16 protein-coding genes and 1 tRNA gene are annotated in these 12,990 nt (G+C 44.1%); 5 read left to right on the plus strand and 12 right to left on the minus strand.

Annotated elements, in window-relative coordinates:
* Position 1 precedes the first annotated feature (1 nt).
* Together BSHG_RS19315 and BSHG_RS19310 are read left to right on the plus strand one after the other, a co-directional pair.
* Positions 2-355, plus strand: a complete 354-nt coding sequence (locus tag BSHG_RS19315; RefSeq protein WP_005790381.1) for an arsenate reductase family protein — start codon at positions 2-4, stop codon at positions 353-355.
* A 65-nt stretch (positions 356-420) separates the two neighbouring features.
* Positions 421-493, plus strand: a tRNA-Trp gene (locus BSHG_RS19310).
* 50 nt (positions 494-543) lie between these two features.
* Here the strand turns inward: BSHG_RS19310 and BSHG_RS19305 are convergent.
* From BSHG_RS19305 to BSHG_RS19285, 5 genes are read right to left on the minus strand one after another with little or no spacing between them, the layout of a single operon-like run.
* Complete coding sequence (locus BSHG_RS19305) at positions 544-1,713, minus strand: energy transducer TonB (protein WP_008657292.1); 1,170 nt, start codon at positions 1,711-1,713, stop codon at positions 544-546.
* The gene (locus BSHG_RS19300; RefSeq protein WP_005790385.1) at positions 1,710-2,285 is read right to left on the minus strand and encodes an RNA polymerase sigma factor; all 576 of its coding nucleotides are present in this window, start codon (positions 2,283-2,285) and stop codon (positions 1,710-1,712) included. Before BSHG_RS19300 ends, BSHG_RS19305 begins: the two co-directional genes overlap by 4 nt.
* The gene (locus BSHG_RS19295) at positions 2,286-2,942 is read right to left on the minus strand and encodes a lysophospholipid acyltransferase family protein (RefSeq protein WP_005790386.1); all 657 of its coding nucleotides are present in this window, start codon (positions 2,940-2,942) and stop codon (positions 2,286-2,288) included.
* A gap of 24 nt (positions 2,943-2,966) precedes the next feature.
* On the minus strand, positions 2,967-3,923 hold the full coding sequence (locus tag BSHG_RS19290; protein ID WP_005790388.1) for a phosphatidate cytidylyltransferase: 957 nt from the start codon (positions 3,921-3,923) through the stop codon (positions 2,967-2,969).
* Entirely contained in the window at positions 3,920-4,576 is a 657-nt protein-coding gene (locus BSHG_RS19285) for a CDP-alcohol phosphatidyltransferase family protein (protein ID WP_005790391.1), read from the minus strand. The genes BSHG_RS19290 and BSHG_RS19285 overlap by 4 nt, the downstream gene beginning before the upstream one ends.
* Before the next feature lie 190 nt (positions 4,577-4,766).
* Between BSHG_RS19285 and BSHG_RS19280 the strand changes: the two genes are divergently transcribed.
* Entirely contained in the window at positions 4,767-6,599 is a 1,833-nt protein-coding gene (locus BSHG_RS19280) for a vWA domain-containing protein (protein WP_005790393.1), read from the plus strand.
* Positions 6,600-6,801: 202 nt separating this feature from the next.
* Positions 6,802-7,116, plus strand: coding sequence for a hypothetical protein (locus BSHG_RS19275; RefSeq protein ID WP_005790398.1), 315 nt, complete (start codon positions 6,802-6,804; stop codon positions 7,114-7,116).
* Positions 7,117-7,316: 200 nt separating this feature from the next.
* Here BSHG_RS19275 and BSHG_RS19270 read toward each other — a convergent pair whose 3' ends face one another.
* The 6 genes from BSHG_RS19270 to queD all read right to left on the minus strand — a co-directional run bounded on the left by BSHG_RS19270 (position 7,317) and on the right by queD (position 11,954).
* Positions 7,317-8,189, minus strand: coding sequence for a pyridoxamine kinase (locus BSHG_RS19270; RefSeq protein ID WP_008657302.1), 873 nt, complete (start codon positions 8,187-8,189; stop codon positions 7,317-7,319).
* A gap of 70 nt (positions 8,190-8,259) precedes the next feature.
* Positions 8,260-8,838: a lactate utilization protein C gene (locus tag BSHG_RS19265; RefSeq protein ID WP_005790401.1), complete on the minus strand. Its 579-nt coding sequence runs from the start codon at positions 8,836-8,838 to the stop codon at positions 8,260-8,262.
* Positions 8,835-10,220: a lactate utilization protein B gene (locus tag BSHG_RS19260; RefSeq protein ID WP_005790403.1), complete on the minus strand. Its 1,386-nt coding sequence runs from the start codon at positions 10,218-10,220 to the stop codon at positions 8,835-8,837. The genes BSHG_RS19265 and BSHG_RS19260 overlap by 4 nt, the downstream gene beginning before the upstream one ends.
* Complete coding sequence (locus BSHG_RS19255; RefSeq protein ID WP_005790405.1) at positions 10,217-10,957, minus strand: (Fe-S)-binding protein; 741 nt, start codon at positions 10,955-10,957, stop codon at positions 10,217-10,219. The genes BSHG_RS19260 and BSHG_RS19255 overlap by 4 nt, the downstream gene beginning before the upstream one ends.
* Before the next feature lie 132 nt (positions 10,958-11,089).
* On the minus strand, positions 11,090-11,635 hold the full coding sequence (locus BSHG_RS19250; RefSeq protein ID WP_005817247.1) for a 7-carboxy-7-deazaguanine synthase QueE: 546 nt from the start codon (positions 11,633-11,635) through the stop codon (positions 11,090-11,092).
* Positions 11,622-11,954, minus strand: coding sequence for a 6-carboxytetrahydropterin synthase QueD (gene queD / locus BSHG_RS19245; RefSeq protein WP_005790409.1), 333 nt, complete (start codon positions 11,952-11,954; stop codon positions 11,622-11,624). The genes BSHG_RS19250 and queD overlap by 14 nt, the downstream gene beginning before the upstream one ends.
* A 116-nt stretch (positions 11,955-12,070) precedes the next feature.
* Between queD and BSHG_RS19240 the strand changes: the two genes are divergently transcribed.
* Complete coding sequence (locus BSHG_RS19240; protein WP_005790413.1) at positions 12,071-12,433, plus strand: YbaN family protein; 363 nt, start codon at positions 12,071-12,073, stop codon at positions 12,431-12,433.
* Here the strand turns inward: BSHG_RS19240 and BSHG_RS19235 are convergent.
* Positions 12,400-12,966 (minus strand): MTA/SAH nucleosidase, encoded by a 567-nt coding sequence (locus BSHG_RS19235; RefSeq protein ID WP_005790416.1) that lies wholly within the window; start codon positions 12,964-12,966, stop codon positions 12,400-12,402. The genes BSHG_RS19240 and BSHG_RS19235 overlap by 34 nt on opposite strands.
* Positions 12,967-12,990: the final 24 nt, after the last annotated feature.

Consider the following 12,990-nt stretch of genomic DNA (forward strand, 5'->3'; position numbering starts at 1 on the left):
TATGAAAACTCTCTTTTTGCAATATCCCGCATGCAGCACTTGCCAGAAAGCTAAAAAGTGGCTGACAGAAAACAACATTGAGTATACTAACCGCCTTATTGTGGACGATAATCCCACAGTAGAAGAATTGAAAGCCTGGATTCCACTAAGCGGACTACCCGTTAAGAAGTTTTTCAACACCAGTGGTGTAGTATATAAAGAGCTGAAACTCAGCAGCAAGCTTCCTACAATGACTGAAGAAGAACAGATCGCCCTTTTAGCTACCAATGGCAAATTAGTGAAACGCCCGCTGGTAGTGACCGAGCGCTTCGTATTGGTAGGATTTAAACCCGAAGAATGGGAAAAATTAAAATAATTAGCAACTTCTTTGCATAAAAGCTTGCAAATTCAGAAGTTTATTCTACCTTTGCAGCCGCAAACACGGGAGTAGCTCAGTTGGTAGAGCACCGGTCTCCAAAACCGGGTGTCGGGAGTTCGAGCCTCTCCTCCCGTGCAGAAAAAATCCCGCTTAGGTCACATGACTTAGGCGGGATTTTTCATTAATCAAAAACGGATACTGATTTCTACCGGTTCCTCACCCATTGTCCAGCCAGGTCCTTCCTCGATCAAGCGAATGGCTTCCTCATCAGCCGAAGCACAAAGTCCCTTTTTAACAGTAATGTCTTGTGGACGTCCTTCCTTATCTACCCGAAAAGTAAGAATAACTTTTCCCTTGGCACGCGCACAGTCTTTATCAGACGGATGAACCAGACTCTCTTTCAGATACTTCCGAAATGCCTTTTTACCTATGGTAGGTTGGGGAGTACCGGACATTTTCAGACTCGCTACAGCTCCCGTTATACTCCCTTTCGACTGCGAACCATACCCTACCACTACCACCTCATCAAGCGTAGCTTGATCTTCGTTCATCGCTATTAATAAGCTTTTAGTCGTATCAGCCGGAAGTGTAACGGATTCATAACCAATATAATCGACTGCAAGTTCCCGATTTCCACCTGTCTTCAATACAAAATTACCATTTACGTCGGAGATAGTTCCCTGATTAGTCCCTTTCAGCTTAACGGTAGCACCGACAATAGGATAACCGCTGGAGTCTGTCACTCTGCCATGTACTTTACCCCCAACCGCTACCTGAGCAGTAAGGCTGCTGTCATTAGCCGGAATAGATTTCATAGCCGAACTTGTGGTAGCAGCCAAAGGCTCTTCGGCAATAGTGGTTTCCAATGCCTCATCGATCCATTCCTGTGTCATGGCCTGAGGCACCTCTGTGTGGGGAGATACAACAACTTTTTTCTCTCTATTCCCGGTTATCAATCCCTTCTGAATAGTTGCGGAATCTTTTCTCACCGTCGCCACCAAATCCTCTTTCTTTTCTTCCTTTTGTACAGACAAAGGTTCCAAGTGAGATACTTCTTCCATTGCTATCCGTGCTTCATCCGGTAAAGTATTCTCCTGAAGCAGGAAATAAGAACCGATACAAACTCCGATCAGAAGGCTGGCAGCCACACTCCAAGCAATGGTATGCCTGCGTTTTTGCGTTACGCGCATATTCACCCGGCGACGCAACAACTCTATTTGCTCATCGGCTCCACTCTCCACCCGGCTATACCCTTCCAACGCATCGGCCAAAAAAGGATCACGCATCGCTTCTTTCTCCAATCGATGTGCTTCTTTCCCCTTGCGGAATCCCCGTATGTAATCCGATAGTTTCATCCCTTAAGCTGATTTTTAATGCAAATCTTTAAATTTCGTTTTCCATTTTGGATATAACTCTTCACATTGTTCAGAGTAAATCCGGTTTGTTCCACAATGTCGGCATACGACATCTCTTCGAGAAAGAAACGCGTAATACTGGTCCGTTGTTCTTCGGGCAACTTTTCGAGACAGTGATGTAATGCCTTCAGTTGTTCCTCCGAACTTTCCTCTTCACTTAATAGATGCAGAAATTCGTCAGATTCCATAATATTAACCGTATAATCTAACGGAATTTCTTTATTTTCCTTCCGTAAAAGTTGCAGGCAATGATTCTTCGCTACCCGGTAGAGCCATGGCTTGAACACTTTTATCTCATAATTTCCCAACTTAGGTAGTAAATCTTCAAATAGTTGCATGACTGCTTCCTGTGCCCGGTCTTCATCATGCAGGTATTTCAGGCAAAGTCCATACAGTAACGGTATATATCGGTTATATAATTCGCCGAAATATTCCGTATCGCCAGACTTCGTATAGTGTATCAGTAATTCCTCGTCCGATAGTCTCGATATATTTCTTTTGAAAAACAACATCTATTCCTCTTCTTCGTCGATAACGACTTGATATTTTTCTTTCATTACTTCAAAATCACCTGTAATCTGGTCTAATATTTCATGTGTATCTGTACTCTTTACCAATGTGGGTATACCGTAATAGACGGATGCTTTGTAGGGTAGCAGTATCATTTTGCCTTTAGGCAGTGAACGTCCCATGCCGGTCATGAACACGGGAATATATTTCACTTCAGGTCGCAGAGACAGGATACGGGCTATACCGGATTTTATTTTTCCCATTTGTTCCGACTTTCCTCTGGTTCCTTCCGGAAAAAGAATCAGTGAATATCCGGCATCAATGGCTTCGAGCATCTTGCGAATCGGATCATGTTCCGAATCTTTTTCCCCTTTTCTCCTGATTAAAAGAGTATTGATGAAAAAGTTACTTATCGAAGCCTGAAAGCGAGTTTTCCCGAAATAATCTTCTGCCGCTACAGGTTTGACTTTCCATAAAAGGTTACCGGGCAAAGAAGATAGCAAACTGAGGGTATCCAAGTGGCTGTTATGATTGGCAAGGATGATAAACTGCTTCTCCTTTTTGAGGAACTGGCAATCGGTGAACTGAACCCCTACGATTAATTTCAGGAACCAGTGGAAAACACCTTTATATATAATCCGCATGGCAACAGATTGCATGAATCTTTTTTCCATCTTTTCCTCTTAATAAGCAATATAATAAACTAAATGAAAAAATACGGGGGCAGTGTAGGCCAGAGAGTCGATCCGGTCGAACACCCCTCCATGACCGGGAATACTGTTTCCCATATCTTTGATTCCTTTGTCTCTCTTGATCGCGGAGATGACTACATCTCCCGAGAATCCGGCAATTGCGATAAGGGCACTTACCAGGATGACATTAGGAGCGGAGAGGGGAGTCAGGAAACCGAGAAAGTAACCAATCACAGTGGTACTGATTACACCACCCAGAAAACCTTCCCATGTTTTGTTCGGACTTATTTTCGGAAGTATCTTATGCCGTCCCAAGAGTTTACCCCAAATGAACTGCATGACATCATTTATTTCGGTAAGGAATACAAGGAACAACAGCAGACCTCGTCCTCCTGAACTGAATCCCGGTAGTTCGGGAAGCGACAGGAGATAAGCAAGGTGACTGATACCGAATACCGAAAGCATCAGAATCCATTGCAACAGGGCCATCGACTTGGTAATTCCATGCGTGTCTCCCTTTAAAACCAGTCGTAAAGGCAATACAAGGAACATGACTACCGGAATGAATATGATGAAGGCTCCATACCAGGCCAGGTAGGCAAGGTAATATTGAATGGGAATGGCTAGTATGCCCCAGAACAATGCTCCGCGATCCGCTTCTCTGAATCCCAGTACCGAATAAAGTTCTCTGAAGGCGATAAAAGAGAGAAATGCAAGGAAGAAATAAGAGATGTTATAGCTGATAAATACGGCACCGATAAACATGCCCGCCATGATCCACCATGAGCGTGTGCGTGCAGCGAGTTCGCTGATATTTGTTTTCGGAAATATCTTCTTTACGAGAAAGAGAATAAGGCTTGCCGTAACAAGTAGTCCGATGATAAGCGAGATGACAATAATCAGTTCATCGCTTAATGTGGGGAATATTTTATCCAGTAGATCTTTCATTTTATTTCAGTGTTTGTAGTGTGTGATATGAGGTACAAGCGGTGTATCAGTGTTGCGATAAGACCGATGTTGATAATGATTAGAGCTATGAAACATACCATCCGGTCGTATCCTGAATAAATAGTGCAAGTGGCGACCACGAAGGTAAGAGTCAATAATGCCATACGGTGCTGCTTGGCCATCGGGCCGTTAAAGAAATGCTGGTGTGTCTTGTATGCCCCTATCCAGCGGAAATAGGCAGTCATAACAGCGAGAAGAGCAGCCAGCCATCCCAATTCAATGCCGAATCCACCAGCTACATACCCCACGGGAATGATGAACAGAGCATCGGCAAAGCGGTCGGGCATATCGTTATAAAGATCTCCATTGGCACTTTTCTTTCCTCCTTCAATGGCTACCATCCCGTCGAACAGATTGCAGAGTAATCGCGACTGCATACAAACGATAAACAGAATATAGGCTACATATTTATTGAAGCCGGGATAAATGACTGTGCCAATCAGCAGGAGACATCCCACCATAGCGAAGAATACACTCATCATGGAAATTTGGTTGGGTGTGACACCCCAATGAGTAAGTTTACGGGCAATGATATTAGCCCAGGCCGTGTTTCGTGAGGCTATTTCCCGCCTTCCATCAACTTCATTTTTCATATTTGTGATATGTTTATGATTCGCAAATATACACATCATCTGATGAGTTGCAAAGGAATGAGTGAGAATTTTGAAATGAACCTCTTTTGCAGCAAAATAAAAAAAGTTTGGGTTGTTTATGGAATCTGTGTGGAATCTGCATCTCTATAGTAAAAGCGAACTAATAGTAACATTTTAAAATAATGAAGTTATGAAAACAAATCAATTCAGAGCGATGGTGTTCGCACTGCTAATGGCAGTTATCTCTTTGGCTACAGTGAGTGCACAAGCTATTACTGTGTCGGGTACTGTAACAGATGCAAAAGATGGAACTCCGCTTGTCGGCTGTTCGGTACAGATAAAGGGTACTACGAAAGGTACGGTGACGAACATGAACGGTCAATACACGATTCAGTCTAAGAAAGGAGAGACGTTGTTGTTTCAGTATATCGGCTATAAGCAAGAGAAAAGGGTGGTAAAATCGTCCACGCTGGATGTGAAGATGAAAGCTGACGAACTTGTATTGGAAGAATGTGTGGTTGTAGGATACGGACACGAACTAAGGGCCACTAAATCAATGTCTACTGCTTATATGGCAGTATGTCCCGCATCGGGAATCATGTATAATGCTGTAAATGCGGAAGAATATGGCGAGATTCAGGAAAATGGTTTCAAGAATGTGTCGGATGCTCCACTTTCTACTTTTTCTATTGACGTGGATGCCGCTTCTTACAGCAATATGCGTCGTTTTATCAATAAAGGTAAACTGCCTCCAGTCGATGCAATCCGTACGGAAGAATTAGTGAACTACTTTTCCTATGATTATCCGAAACCGACGGGAAGTGATCCTGTGAAGATTACGATGGAAGCCGGAACCTGCCCTTGGAACGCAGATCACCGTCTTGTCCGTATCGGACTGAAGGCTAAAGAAATCCCGACGGACAATCTGCCTGCATCCAATCTTGTCTTTCTGATCGACGTCTCTGGCTCTATGTGGGGAGCGAACCGGTTGGATTTAGTGAAATCCTCTCTTAAACTATTGGTAAACAACTTACGTGATAAAGATAAAGTAGCTATCGTGACTTATGCAGGCAATGCCGGTGTGAAACTGGAAGCAACTCCGGGCAGTGACAAACAAAAGATACGTGAAGCCATTGACGAGCTGGAAGCAAGTGGTTCTACCGCAGGAGGTGAAGGGATCATGCTGGCTTATAAAATAGCCCAAAAGAACTTTATATCAGGAGGCAACAATCGTATCATACTCTGCACCGATGGTGATTTCAATGTGGGCGTATCATCGGACAAGGAACTTGAAAAGCTGATTGAACAAAAGCGTAAAAGCGGTATATTCCTCACCGTATTGGGATACGGAATGGGCAACTACAAAGACAGCAAGATGCAGACTCTCGCCGAAAAAGGCAACGGAAACCATGCCTACATCGATAACTTACAAGAAGCCAACCGGGTATTGGTGAACGAATTCGGAGCAACTTTACACACTGTTGCCAAAGACGTAAAGTTACAGGTAGAGTTCAATCCGGCACAAGTGCAGGCCTACCGACTGATAGGTTACGAGAGCCGTTTGCTTGCAGACGAGGATTTTAATAACGATACAAAAGATGCCGGAGAAATGGGAGCCGGACATACAGTGACAGCTTTCTATGAAGTAGTTCCCACGGGAGTAAAGAGTGATTTTGCAGGAAAAATAGACGATCTCAAATATCAGAAAAAACAAAAACCATCTACGCCTCTCAATGAATCTGACGAGTTATTAACCATTAAGCTACGTTACAAAACTCCGGACAGTAACACCAGCAAGAAGATAGAATTGCCGTTGATTGACCATAAAAGCAACCGGGTCTCTGCCGATTTCCGCTTTGCAGCCGCAGTAGCCATGTTCGGACAACTACTGAGAGACTCGGAATTCAAAGGAAACGCCACTTATGACAAAGTGATCTCTTTGGCAAAAACCGGATTAGAAAATGATGAAAAAGGATACAAAAGAGAATTCATACGGCTTGCAGAAACTGCCAAAAGTCTCTGAGATTGTGGAAGTTTTCCACGGTATCCACACTCCAAAGTCCCGTTTTCCACAGTTTGAACTTTAGGTCATCGTTCATAAATAGCTATATACTAGCACTATAGCACGTCCACCTTCGTTCTGGCACGAGGCTTGCACTATTATTATCGTAAGCAAGTGGCTTACAGAAAAACAAACTTCATTTATTAACTTAAAACTTACAATTATGAAAAAGGTATTAGTAGCAGTAGCATTGGTTATGGGATTAGGTAGCTCAGTAGCATTCGCACAGAACGCAGAAAACGCTAACGCAGTGGTAGCAACCGCACAAGCTCCGCAAGACGAGTATACAAAGATTGAAGTAAAGGATCTGCCCGCAGCAGTAACCGAAACTCTCGGAAAAGCTTATCCTGAATCAACCATCAAGGAAGCATCGGTAACAACTAAAGAAGAAGGTAAACTTTACAAAGTAGTCGTTACTCAGAAAGACGGAACAGACGTGACTGTGGTATTGAACGAAAAAGGGGAAGAAGTAAAATAAAAGTGCACGTTTAAAGGGCGAAAAGCACTGTTTCCAATCAGGGGAGCAGTGCTTTTCCCATTTATGGAGGAATGTGGACTTACCATTACAGTTTATTTGCCTCTTATCATCTATTGACTGGCCTCCTCCTGTCCGGCAACGAATGATAGGGACAATAAATATAAGCAACCGACTTCCGGAACAAAATTCAGAGTCACTACTTAAATCAACTCGTAGCTGCTGCTCTGGATGGGCATATCGAGATTGTGAAGTACCTTCTCCAACAGAATACCCTCACGATTGTCGTACTCGTAACCGAAAGTAGCACGAATGCCCTGCAAAATAAACTGCGTAGCACGGTCCAGAGCAATAGGAAGACTGTCTCCCTGCAATAAAGCTCCGGTAATGACACTCGTAAACGTATCTCCCGTACCCGGATAATGGGCGGGCAAATAGGGACATGTGATTTTCCAGTAACGGTTTCCTGTCCGATTGTAAGCATAAACAGAAGTTTTGTGGGGTTCGTCCAACACCGGTACACTGGTGATAATGACCACTTCCGGCCCTTTGTCCGACAAACAACGCAAATACTCTTTTAGTTCCTGATCGGTATTACTCTCTTTATACGGCCGGTCGAGCAGATAGAAAAGTTCCGTCAGATTGGGGGTGATCACATCGGCATGTGTGACTAAATGCTGCATTTCCACCACCATCGATTCAATGAAATTGGAATAGAGCTTACCATTGTCTCCCAAAACGGGATCTATTACAGTCAGACTATCTTTTCTGCGAAAATCACGAATAAAATCAGATACAATCTGAATCTGTCGGGGCGATCCCAGATAACCGGTATAAATAGCATCAAACTCCACTTCCAACCGTTTCCACTCAGCAATGATACGAGGCATCTCGTCCGTCAGATCAAGAAAAGTAAAATCAGGATACTGCGTGTGGTTAGACAGGATGGCCGTAGGCAACGGACATACCTGAAACCCCATCGATGACAGAATGGGAATGACGACCGTCAGAGAGACCCTTCCCATACCGGAAAGATCGTGAATGGCCGCCACCTTCTTTACTTTATTTGCAAACATACACTTATATCAATCAAAACCAATATTCATCCAAGCAACCCGCAGTCGCATCTCCTCTGACACTACTTCGTTACTTTAATATTACCAATACATCTCTCGCTCCATGAGCCCCCATCACCAATGCCTGTTCAATGTCGGCAGTCTTTGAGGGTCCCGAGATAAATGTACCGAATTTATATTTTTCATCTTTTATCCGTTCGTAAGCCTGATGCATATTGCTCACAATACGATTTTTGTCCAGAACAATCACCAGCTTCTCGGCAATAAAATAGAGTGCCTTGTATTTCACCGTCTGAGGAATCCAGACAGCCGCATTCTCGGCTACCCCGATTTCACCTTTGACAACGGCTATATCGGTTCCGTTCAGATCCTGCGCACGACCTAACAAATCAGGATTGAACGTAGCACACGTGATTTCCTCCAAATCGGAAGCAATGCTGCCGGCATCAGGGTAAGTACGGCGAATGACAGCATTGATATCTTCTCCCTCACCGAGCACAATAGCCTCACCACCGACGGCAAAACTCATTTCACAGAATTTGGCAACCACGTCCGGATAAACAGTTGCATTGATCTGCCAATCGGGATATTCGTAGCGGTTCTTCGTATTTTTACGGATACTCGCTAATATGTCTTCTTTACTACTCATTTGTTTTCCTCCTTTCCCTGCACTTTATTTTTCTTCCACATCTCGTTAAACGATTCGCCCGCAAATTTAGGAAGTTCTCGTCCTTTTCCCCACGCATCCAAATCGTTATACTTCATAAAACGTGGCAAATGGTTAACTACCGGAGCAGCCCAAAGCGCCGCATTGAAAAGCGTAGGATGATCCATCAACACCTTCATGCCACCGGACATTATTTTCTTACCCGTATTAGCTTTTCCAATCTTATCCAGATCCTGCCTCCATTTATAAATCTGTTCGGCCAAGTCCACCTTTGCCGGACAAACATCCGAACAAGACATACAGAGAGAACAGGCTGACAGATTATCGTAATACTTTTCCGGATCATGTGCCATTCCCAGATTGATACCGATAGGTCCGGGAATAAAGTAAGTGTAAGAATATCCTCCACTCCGACGATACACCGGACACGTATTCATGCAGGCACCACATCGGATACAGTTCAAAGTCTTGATATGGTCGGGATGGGCCAGCAGGGCACTCCGTCCATTATCTACAATAATAATATGATATTCACCTCCTTCACGGGGATTCCGGTATTGAGAGGTATAAGTAGTGATCGGCTGTCCCGTTGCCGAACGTGCCAACAGACGGGTAAACACTCCCAGAGCCTCCATGTCCGGCACAATCTTTTCCATGCCGAAAGCAGCAATATTCAGTGTCGGGCACGATGTACCCATATCGGCATTTCCTTCATTGGTACAAACCACAATATCTCCGGTAGACGCCACAGCAAAGTTGGCTCCCGTCATAGCGGCTTCTGCATTCAGAAAGATATTTCGTAAGTTCTTTCGGGCGGCATGGGTCAGATAAGTGGGATCAAAATTCCCTTTCTCCGTTCCCATTTCTTTCTCAAAAAGTTCTCCTACCTGCTCACGCTTGATGTGGATAGCCGGAAGTACAATATGACTCGGTGCCAGATTCATCAATTGCAGGATACGCTCACCGAGATCGGATTCCACCACATCGATTCCTTTCTCTATCAGAAACGGGTTCAGTTCGCACTCTTCTGCCAACATCGATTTGCTTTTCACAAAATGCTTTACTCCGTGACTGCTCAATATTTCATAAACGATGGCACGATACTCTTCCGCATCTTTTGCCCAGTGAACGATGGCTCCATTGGCTGTGGCATTCTTCTCAAACTCCAGCAAGAGTTCCTCAAGGTGGCTGTTGGAGTAAAGTTTCAACGCACATGCCTTATCACGCAATTCTTCCCACTCGGGTACTTCCTTGCTCATCTTGTCTCTCTTGGCACGAACCATCCAAAGGGTCTCGTTGTGCCATGCTGCCATCACCGGATTTTCCAGGAATTTTTCGGCAGCTTTTGCATGCTTGGTACTCATAATTGTGATGCTAATATTTCTACAACATGAATCATTCGGATAGGCAGGTGCTCACGTTCGATGATACCCTGCATATGCATCAGGCAGGAGCTATCCGCTCCGGTGATGTATTCGGCACCGGTCTCCATGTGATGCCGTATCTTATCGCGTCCCATACAGACTGAAACAGCCTGCTCCTCGACCGCAAACATACCTCCGAAACCACAACATTCGTCCACATGGGAGGGCTCAAAAACTTCAATTCCTTCGACCATCTGAAGTAAATCACGCAATTTATTAAAATAAGGTATATTCAGTTCGCTCGGAGCTGACAGGAAAAGTTCACGTACACCGTGACAACTGTTATGGATGCTGACTTTATGGGGAAAGCGGGCAGGAATTTTCGTAGGTTTTATCACATCGTGAATGAAAGCGCAAAGGTCATATATCTTACCTGCGCTTTGGCACTGATGGCCTTCTTTGGCCAGAATGCCGGGATGATTCTCTTTCACAAAAGCCACACAACTGGCAGAGGGACCGACAATGTAATCGTACTTCCGGAATAAATCATCGAAACGAATAGCCATTTTTAAAGATTCATCTTGAAAACCGGCGTTCGCCATGGGCTGTCCGCAACAGGTCTGGTCAAGAGGATAATCAACATCCACCCCTAAGTTCTTCAGTAATTTATATGATGCCACCCCTACCTGCGGATAAATGGCATTGATATAACAGGGGATAAATAAACCTACTTTCATAATATATCATTAATTAGTTACAAGTCACGAGTCACAAGCTACGAGTCACAAACGATCAATAACACACAAGACACAATACGGCTGCCTATATCTTGCAGCTTATCACATATAGCCCGAATCAGATCCCACAGCTCATAGAATATTTATCAGTTTGTGCGTTTGCAGGCTAAGTCTCCATTTAGGATGTCGCATCACGCAATCCACCGTTTCTGCGGTGTTATTACAAGAACAAGGCTGAAGGAAAAAATGTTCGGCGGGAAGTTGTTCATAAACGTCAATATTTTGTCCTTCGTAAACAACTTTAACTTCATCCATCCGGTTTAAAGCTAAATTGACACCCTGCTTGGGAGAGCAGGTCACCCAATCGATAGCAGCGGGCAAGGGTTTCGTACCATTGGTTTCGATACATACATACTTGCCTGCACGGTGCAAAAGGTCTATAAAAGCATCGTCAATCCACAAAGAAGGCTCTCCTCCGGTAAGAATCACCATGACAGCCGGATACTTCCCTATTTCATTGACAATATCTTCGTCTGTCATCATTTCACCCTCTTCGTGTCGGGTATCACAGAAGTCACATTTCAGATTACAGCCCGAGAAACGTATAAAAACAGCAGGGGTACCCGTATGATACCCCTCTCCCTGTAAACTATAAAAAATTTCGTTAATCTTTCTCATAAATCACCGTATTTGCTTCCGATTCCTGCACTTCGACCTTATAACATTGAGGTATTTGCTTGCATACCCAACGGGCAATATTTTCTGCCGTGGGATTAAAAGGAAGTACCTCATTCAGATTCCTGTGATCCAGTTTCTCCTTAACGGCCTGCTTAATCTGGGTGAAATCCACTACCATTCCATCTGCATTGAGCCGCTCAGAACGGCAGTAGACAGTGATAATCCAGTTGTGACCATGAAGACTGGCGCATTTGCTCCGGTACGGAAGAATCAGCTTATGTGCAGCCGATATCTCCATTCTTTTGATTACTGTAAACATTGTTGTAGATATTATTAATGGTTACTGCACCTAATGTCACCTCGGTGCGGGCACAAAGATAATACAAAAGATAGTTTTCATTCAGCGAGAAAAGTTATTTTTCCTATTTTTGCCGAATGAAAACTATCTGTATTATATTAGGTACCATTTCGCTGGGGCTCGGCATTCTTGGCATTTTTCTGCCATTATTGCCCACTACCCCGTTTCTGCTACTCACTGCCGCCCTCTATTTCAAGGGATCTCCCCGGTTATACCAGTGGCTTCTGAATCACAAATACTTTGGTACTTATATACGCAACTTTCGGGAAAATAAAGCGATCCCGTTACGCGCCAAAATCATCTCACTGCTGCTCATGTGGGGCACAATGCTTTATTGCATTTTCTTCCTGATCCCGTTGGTCTGGGTCAAGATACTCCTCTTCCTGATAGCCGCAGGCGTAACTTATCATATACTTTCTTTTAAAACATTGAAAAAGTGAGATAAGCCTGCACGGGCATCTTCCAAACGGTCTTCCCAGTGCTTCACAGAATTCTGTCCAATCACATCCGAAACATACTTAACCGAAATAAAAGGAATTTCTTTGGCTCTGCATACAAAAGCCTGCGCATAAGCCTCCATATCAACCACATCTCCCTCAATATCCGTCAGCTCGGTCAGGAAGCTATCACCGGTATTGCAGGTTGCCGATTCGGTCCAGTGTTGGCAAAAGCCCCTGGCAGCAAGCAATTCCGACGAATCAATACGGTATTCCATTCCCAATCCGGTCATCTTATGCATATCCCGATCGACAAAATGACGGCAGACAAAAACGTCCCCTACCTGATGATTAATAGTTCCGGCTGTTCCCTGATTGATCACAATATCGGGCTTCACTTGCTGGATAGCCTCGGACAAATGAAAAGCCGATTTCACTTTTCCAATACCGGTCCGCACATAATATACCTCCACGTCGGGCCACTTGATTTCTGTAAATTCGCCTTGTACGGCATAAGTCACCAATATCTTTAACATGATTACTTTTTTTGAATTTCATAC

The organism is Bacteroides sp. 3_2_5, assembly GCF_000159855.2.
GTDB classification, from domain to species: domain Bacteria; phylum Bacteroidota; class Bacteroidia; order Bacteroidales; family Bacteroidaceae; genus Bacteroides; species Bacteroides fragilis.

What these genes read in the sequence shown, in the direction of transcription:
- BSHG_RS19290 (WP_005790388.1), bottom strand. Translation starts at nt 3,923, where the DNA reads ATGAAAGATCTACTGGATAAAATATTCCCCACATTAAGCGATGAACTG.
- BSHG_RS19295 (WP_005790386.1), bottom strand. Translation starts at nt 2,942, where the DNA reads ATGCAATCTGTTGCCATGCGGATTATATATAAAGGTGTTTTCCACTGG.
- BSHG_RS19255 (WP_005790405.1), bottom strand. Translation starts at nt 10,957, where the DNA reads ATGAAAGTAGGTTTATTTATCCCCTGTTATATCAATGCCATTTATCCG.
- BSHG_RS19300 (WP_005790385.1), bottom strand. Translation starts at nt 2,285, where the DNA reads ATGTTGTTTTTCAAAAGAAATATATCGAGACTATCGGACGAGGAATTA.
- BSHG_RS19235 (WP_005790416.1), bottom strand. Translation starts at nt 12,966, where the DNA reads ATGTTAAAGATATTGGTGACTTATGCCGTACAAGGCGAATTTACAGAA.
- BSHG_RS19280 (WP_005790393.1), top strand. Translation starts at nt 4,767, where the DNA reads ATGAAAACAAATCAATTCAGAGCGATGGTGTTCGCACTGCTAATGGCA.
- BSHG_RS19270 (WP_008657302.1), bottom strand. Translation starts at nt 8,189, where the DNA reads ATGTTTGCAAATAAAGTAAAGAAGGTGGCGGCCATTCACGATCTTTCC.
- BSHG_RS19260 (WP_005790403.1), bottom strand. Translation starts at nt 10,220, where the DNA reads ATGAGTACCAAGCATGCAAAAGCTGCCGAAAAATTCCTGGAAAATCCG.
- BSHG_RS19285 (WP_005790391.1), bottom strand. Translation starts at nt 4,576, where the DNA reads ATGAAAAATGAAGTTGATGGAAGGCGGGAAATAGCCTCACGAAACACG.
- BSHG_RS19265 (WP_005790401.1), bottom strand. Translation starts at nt 8,838, where the DNA reads ATGAGTAGTAAAGAAGACATATTAGCGAGTATCCGTAAAAATACGAAG.
- queD (WP_005790409.1), bottom strand. Translation starts at nt 11,954, where the DNA reads ATGTTTACAGTAATCAAAAGAATGGAGATATCGGCTGCACATAAGCTG.
- BSHG_RS19315 (WP_005790381.1), top strand. Translation starts at nt 2, where the DNA reads ATGAAAACTCTCTTTTTGCAATATCCCGCATGCAGCACTTGCCAGAAA.
- BSHG_RS19305 (WP_008657292.1), bottom strand. Translation starts at nt 1,713, where the DNA reads ATGAAACTATCGGATTACATACGGGGATTCCGCAAGGGGAAAGAAGCA.
- BSHG_RS19240 (WP_005790413.1), top strand. Translation starts at nt 12,071, where the DNA reads ATGAAAACTATCTGTATTATATTAGGTACCATTTCGCTGGGGCTCGGC.
- BSHG_RS19250 (WP_005817247.1), bottom strand. Translation starts at nt 11,635, where the DNA reads ATGAGAAAGATTAACGAAATTTTTTATAGTTTACAGGGAGAGGGGTAT.
- BSHG_RS19275 (WP_005790398.1), top strand. Translation starts at nt 6,802, where the DNA reads ATGAAAAAGGTATTAGTAGCAGTAGCATTGGTTATGGGATTAGGTAGC.